The organism is Streptomyces sp. CLV115 (genome assembly GCF_038448545.1).
In the GTDB taxonomy this organism is placed as follows: domain Bacteria; phylum Actinomycetota; class Actinomycetes; order Streptomycetales; family Streptomycetaceae; genus Streptomyces; species Streptomyces sanglieri.
The window spans coordinates 32,026-37,156 of record NZ_JBCEWQ010000082.1 but is presented as its reverse complement, the minus strand read 5'-3'; the positions used below and the strand labels follow the sequence as shown (position 1 = coordinate 37,156).

The following is a 5,131-nucleotide window of genomic DNA, read 5'->3' as shown; positions in this document are numbered from 1 at the left end:
CCCCCCCCCCCCCCCCCCCCCCCCCCCCCCCCCCCCCCCCCCCCCCCCCCCCCCCCCACGGGGCGGTCCGGATCAGCCGGTTCCGGAAGAGCCGGCGGCCCTGATCGTGGCGGCCAGCTCGGCCGCACAGGAATTCCCCATAATCTCCGCGTTCCCAATTTTCACGCCGAATCGGCGCTCCACCTTCAGCTGCACGCGAAAGGCAAGGAGCGAGTTTCCTCCGAGAGCGTAGAAATCATCGGAACGATTGATTCCTGTAACGCCCAGCAGCTCCTCCCAGAGCGTGATGACAAATTCTTCCTCGACGCTTCCGGGCGCCCCGTCCGTCCCCGGACCGGCACCGCCCGCGGCCAATTCGTCGAGGAGCCCGGAAACATTCCGCTTGCCGTGCTGGTCGGCCGGAATTCTGTCGACCAGCCGGAGGTCGCCGGGCACCAGGAAGTGCGGCAGGTTCTGCTCGGCCGCGGTCCGCAGTCCCTGCCGGGTCGCACCGCCACCGGCGACCAGGAAGGCGACCAGGCGCCGGTCGACACCGTCCCCGACCGGGACCACCATGGCGTCCTGGACCTCGGGGAGACCGAGGAAGAATCGTTCGATCTCTCCGGGTTCGACCCGGTATCCACGGATCTTCACCTGCCGGTCGGCGCGCCCCAGGAAATCGATGACGCCGTCGTCGCGGACCTTCACGAGATCCCCGGTCCGGTAGAAGCGGGTGGCGTCCTGCGGCCCCTCCGGTTCCGTGAACCGCTCCGCCGTCAGATCGGGCCGGCCGAGGTAGCCGCGGGCCACCTGCGGGCCCCCGACGAACAGCTCGCCAAAGCCGCCGGGCGGGACCGGCGCTCCCTCGGGGTCGCGCACCTCGGCCACCACCCCGTCCAGCGGCCGGCCGATCGGTACGGCCCGCAGCCGGGTGTCCTCCATGGTGATCCGGTGTGCGACGCAGGCCGTGGTGCATTCGGCCGGCCCGTAGAGGTTGTACAGGCCGCCGGTGAAGCCGGCTTCCAGGACGACCCGGCAGACCGCCGGAGCGATCACGTCGCCCGCCACGTGGAGCAGGCGCAGCGCGGCGAACGCGTCCGGCTGCTCGTCGGTGACATGGCCGGCGACCATGGTCGGGACGAGCATCGCGGTGATGCCCAGCCGGCGTATCTCCGCGTCGAAGCCCGCGGCCAGCAGGTCCGGCACCAGCGGGAGCACGGTCACCTCGGCGCCGGCCGCGAAGCTGTTCCACATCTCCCAGTGGAAAAGGTCGAAGGAGAGGCTGGAGACCTGCCCGATCCGGTCCTGTTCGGTCAGCCGCGGCAGCGCCGGATTGCGGGCGAACGCCACCACGTTGCCGTGTTCCAGCACGATGCCCTTGGGGGTGCCGGTGGAGCCGGAGGTGAACAGCACGCTCGCGGCGTCCCCCGCCCGCGGCGCCGGCAGCGGGCCGGTGGCCGGTGACGCGCCGGTCAGCGGCAGGGGCAGCACCCGGACCGTGTCGCCGTCCAGCCGGTCCGCCCAGTCCGGTTCGGTGATCACCACGCGGACGCCGCTCAGCCGCAGCATCAGGTCGCGTCGCGCGTCCGGGTAACGGCTGTCGATCGCGACGTACGCGGCGCCGGCCCGCAGCACCGCGAGCAGGACGACGAAGATGTCGGCCGACCGGTGGAGGTAGACGCCCACCAGGTCGCCGCGGCCGATGCCGAGTCCGTGGATCCGCCGGGCCAGCTCCTGTGAGCGCGAGTCCAGTTCCCGGTAGGTCAGGGCGTCCTTCCCGTCGCGCACCGCGATCCGCTCCGGGTGCCGCGTCACGCTCTCCTCGAAGAGTTCGGTCAGAGTCCCCGCGCTCATGTCGCCGCCCCTCCTGTGGACGTGCCGAGAACCAGTTCCCGGCCGTCGTCGACGAGTTCCAGCCGTGCGACCACCCGGCCCAGCTCCCCGGTGGTCGCGACATGGGTGCCGCCGCACAGCGCCACGACCGGGCCCTGCCGCACCTCGCAGGTGAAGCGCCGCACGTCCGCGAGGCTCGGTCCGTCGGTGCGCACCACCACCGGCACGTCCGCGGCGACCCACTCCGCCAGCAACCCGTTCACCTGGGCCTGGAGATCACCGAGCACATCGGCCAGGCCGTCGGCCGTGAAGCCCTTGCGCCGCAGCGACTTGCCCATCCGGTAGCGGTCGACGCTGCCGTGCAGGCCGATCCGCGAGCTCACGATGGCGATCTTGTCGAAGTCGGGGGCGCCCAGGGAGTCGAGGCCGGCGTCCTTGCGCCAGCGGTCCCGCAGGGCGGCGTTGAGCGCGGGCCCGACCAGTTCGCAGCCGGTGTGTCCGGCGGACAGACCGGCCCGCCGCTCCGGATCGACCGACAGCCGCACCCGCTCCCCGAGCAGGTCCCGCGGATCGTCGGCGACGACGTGCACGACGTGCCAGGACCAGTCCGGATCGCCGCGCCGGACCGGGATGTCCCCGGCCACCCACAGCTCGCCGGTGCCCCGGTGCGCGGCGGCGATCACACTGTCCAGCACCTGGAACTCGTGGCCTCCGGCCGCCACGACGCCCTGGTCGCCCGGCTGGTCCGGCCAGGTGTGGTCCTCCGGATGGAACGGGGTGGCGTCGCAGATCAGCCCGTACCGGCCGGCCACCGCCAGTACGTGCCGCACGGTCGCTTCGGCGTCCAGTGCCCCGGAGGGGAAGGACACCACGGTGGAGTCGCTCGGAAAAGGCTTGCTGGGCTCGGTCATTCCACTTCCAGGGCGAGCAGGTCGTCGTATGTTTCACGGCGCAGCCACAACCGTGCGCCGCCGTCCCGGACGGCGACCACCGGCGGGCGCGGTGTGTGGTTGAAGTTGTTCGCCAGGCTCCGGCAGTAGGCGCCGGTGTTCGGCACGGCGAGCAGGTCGCCCACCCGGGTGTCGGCGGGCAGGTGGTCGTCGCGCACCACCACGTCACCGGCATCGCAGTGCAGGCCGACCACGCGCGAGAGCATCGGTCCGGCATCGGAGCGCCGGCCGGCGAGAATGCCCGTGTAGAGCCCGTCGTAGAGGGCCGGCCGTATGTTGTCGCTCATCCCGCCGTCGACCGAGACGAAGGTGCGCAGGCCGGCGACGGTCTTGACGGTGCCGACGCGGTACACGGTGATCCCCGAGCGGCCGACGAGGGTCCGGCCCGGCTCGATCGCCAGCCGGGGCGGCTCCAGCCCCAGCTCCGCGCAGCTGCGCCGGGTGAACTCGCGCAGCCCCTCGGCGATTTCGGCGGGGGTGCTGGGCCGGTGGTGGTCCAGGTAGGCGATGGCGAAACCACCGCCGAGGCTGACCTCCGGCAGGGAGACCCCGTGCTCGCGGAGGAACTGCGCACGGACCTCCATGACCCGGCGCACCCCCACCTCGAAGGACTCCAGGCCGAATATCTGCGAGCCCAGGTGCATGTGCAGCCCGGCCAGCTCCAGTTCGGCCGCCCGGTGGGCCGCCTCGACCGCGGTGGAGGCGTCACCCGTACGCAGCGAGAATCCGAACTTCTGGTCGTCGTGGGCGGTGGCGATGTTGGCGTGGGTGTCCGCGTGCACACCGACGTTGACCCGGATCAGGACCTTCGGCCGTACCCCGGCCTCGGCCGCCAGCTCACGCAGCAGCGCCAGTTCGTCGAAGGAGTCCACCACGATCCGGCCGACGCCGTGGCGCAGACCGGTGGCGAGCTCCTCGGCGGACTTGTTGTTGCCGTGCATCACCAGGCGCTCCGCCGGGAACCCGGCGGAGATCGCGATCCGCAGCTCGCCGAGGGAGCAGACGTCCATGTGCAGTCCGAGCTCGGCGCAGATCCGGGCGACCGGCCGGCACAGGAAGGCCTTCCCGGCGTAGTAGACGTCGAAGTCGTGGAAGACGGTGCGGAATTCGGTGCACCGGGCCCGGAAGTCGTCCTCGTCGAAGACGTACATCGGGGTGCCGAACTCGGCGGCGAGGTCGTCGACCCGCAGTCCGCCCACGGCGAGTACGCCGTCGGCGGCGCGGTGCGCGGAGGCCGGCCACAGTCCGTCCGGCAGTGCGTTCAGGTCGGCGGGCTCGGTGAGCCACTCGGGCTGCGTGGAGGTCAGCACCCGTCACGCTCCATTCGGGGCGAAGAAGTCGGAGATCTCGGTGGCAGTGCCCGCCGCGACGGCCCGGTCGAGCACGAACCGGCCCACGGCGAGGTCGAGGATACCCATGCCGAAGGGGGAGAAGATCACTGGACGGTCGGCGCGCGGGGTGACGTCCCCGCGCAGCACATCGGCGAGCGTCCCGGTCACGAACGACCGGTCGCCGAGCAGCTGTTCGGCCAGATGCGGCGAGGTGTTCTGCTTCAGGCAGTGGTCCACGTCGTCGACGATGTTGTCGGCGTGCAGCAGGGTCTGGGGCTCCAGGTCGCGCAGCGACACGTGCAGGACCAGCTGGCCGGGCCGGAAGCGGAGGTCGGCCGGCAGGTGGGGGCGCAGCGCCGTGGTGGCGAGGACGACGAGGTCGGCGTCGCAGGCGGTGGCCAGGTCCGCGGCCCGCCCGCCGGGCAGTCCGGCCGCGAAGCGCTCGGCCGCCCCGGGGTTCAGGTCGTGGCAGTGCACCACCGGCGGTGCGGTCGTGGCGGCGGCCAGGTAGCGGCAGATCTCCCGGGCGATCACTCCGGCGCCGATGACGCCCCAGCTGCGCGGCGGGCTGTCCCGCAGGACCCGGGCCGCCAGCGCGGCGGATGCCGCGGTGCGGGCGGCGCTGATCGTCGCCGACTCCAGCAGCGCCGTCGGGTACCCGGTCCGGTAGTCGTTGAGCACCAGCACCGCGGAGGCCCGGGGCAGCCCCCGGTCGTGGTTGCCGGGGAAGCTGGAGATCCATTTGATCCCGGCGGTCTCGGCCTCGCCGCCCAGGAAGGCGGGCAGCGCGATGATCCGGCTGTCCGGCTTCTCCGGGAACCGCAGGAAGTAGCTGTCCGGGTTGACCGTCTGCCCCGCGTCGTGCAGCAGGTACGCCTCGCGCACCCGGTCGATCACGTCCTGCTCGGCACCGGCCAGAGCCGCGCGTACGGCGGGTCCGCCGACCACCGAGAAAGTCGTCGTAGTCATGTTCTCGCTTTCCATAGGGGCTGTCCGTGGTCCGGGGCGCCGCGGCTTCTGCCGTGCGCCCACCGGTGG

The 5,131-nt window shown here is 72.2% G+C and carries 4 protein-coding genes; all 4 read right to left on the bottom strand.

Translation table 11 applies throughout. The features are described from left to right. Positions 1-72: 72 nt before the first annotated feature. From AADR41_RS25610 to sbnB, 4 genes are read right to left on the bottom strand one after another with little or no spacing between them, the layout of a single operon-like run. Positions 73-1,833: a non-ribosomal peptide synthetase gene (locus AADR41_RS25610; protein ID WP_342283753.1), complete on the bottom strand. Its 1,761-nt coding sequence runs from the start codon at positions 1,831-1,833 to the stop codon at positions 73-75. Then, the gene (locus AADR41_RS25605; RefSeq protein WP_342283752.1) at positions 1,830-2,723 is read right to left on the bottom strand and encodes a metal-dependent hydrolase; all 894 of its coding nucleotides are present in this window, start codon (positions 2,721-2,723) and stop codon (positions 1,830-1,832) included. The genes AADR41_RS25610 and AADR41_RS25605 overlap by 4 nt, the downstream gene beginning before the upstream one ends. After that, positions 2,720-4,072: a diaminopimelate decarboxylase gene (gene lysA, locus AADR41_RS25600; protein WP_342283751.1), complete on the bottom strand. Its 1,353-nt coding sequence runs from the start codon at positions 4,070-4,072 to the stop codon at positions 2,720-2,722. Before lysA ends, AADR41_RS25605 begins: the two co-directional genes overlap by 4 nt. A 3-nt stretch (positions 4,073-4,075) precedes the next feature. After that, a complete protein-coding gene (sbnB, locus tag AADR41_RS25595) occupies positions 4,076-5,062 on the bottom strand; it encodes a 2,3-diaminopropionate biosynthesis protein SbnB (RefSeq protein WP_342283750.1) in 987 nt (328 codons plus the stop codon). Positions 5,063-5,131 lie beyond the last annotated feature (69 nt).

Bases quoted from the DNA above. Each gene is read 5' to 3' on its own strand.
- sbnB (WP_342283750.1), bottom strand. From the start codon at position 5,062: ATGACTACGACGACTTTCTCGGTGGTCGGCGGACCCGCCGTACGCGCG.
- AADR41_RS25605 (WP_342283752.1), bottom strand. From the start codon at position 2,723: ATGACCGAGCCCAGCAAGCCTTTTCCGAGCGACTCCACCGTGGTGTCC.
- AADR41_RS25610 (WP_342283753.1), bottom strand. From the start codon at position 1,833: ATGAGCGCGGGGACTCTGACCGAACTCTTCGAGGAGAGCGTGACGCGG.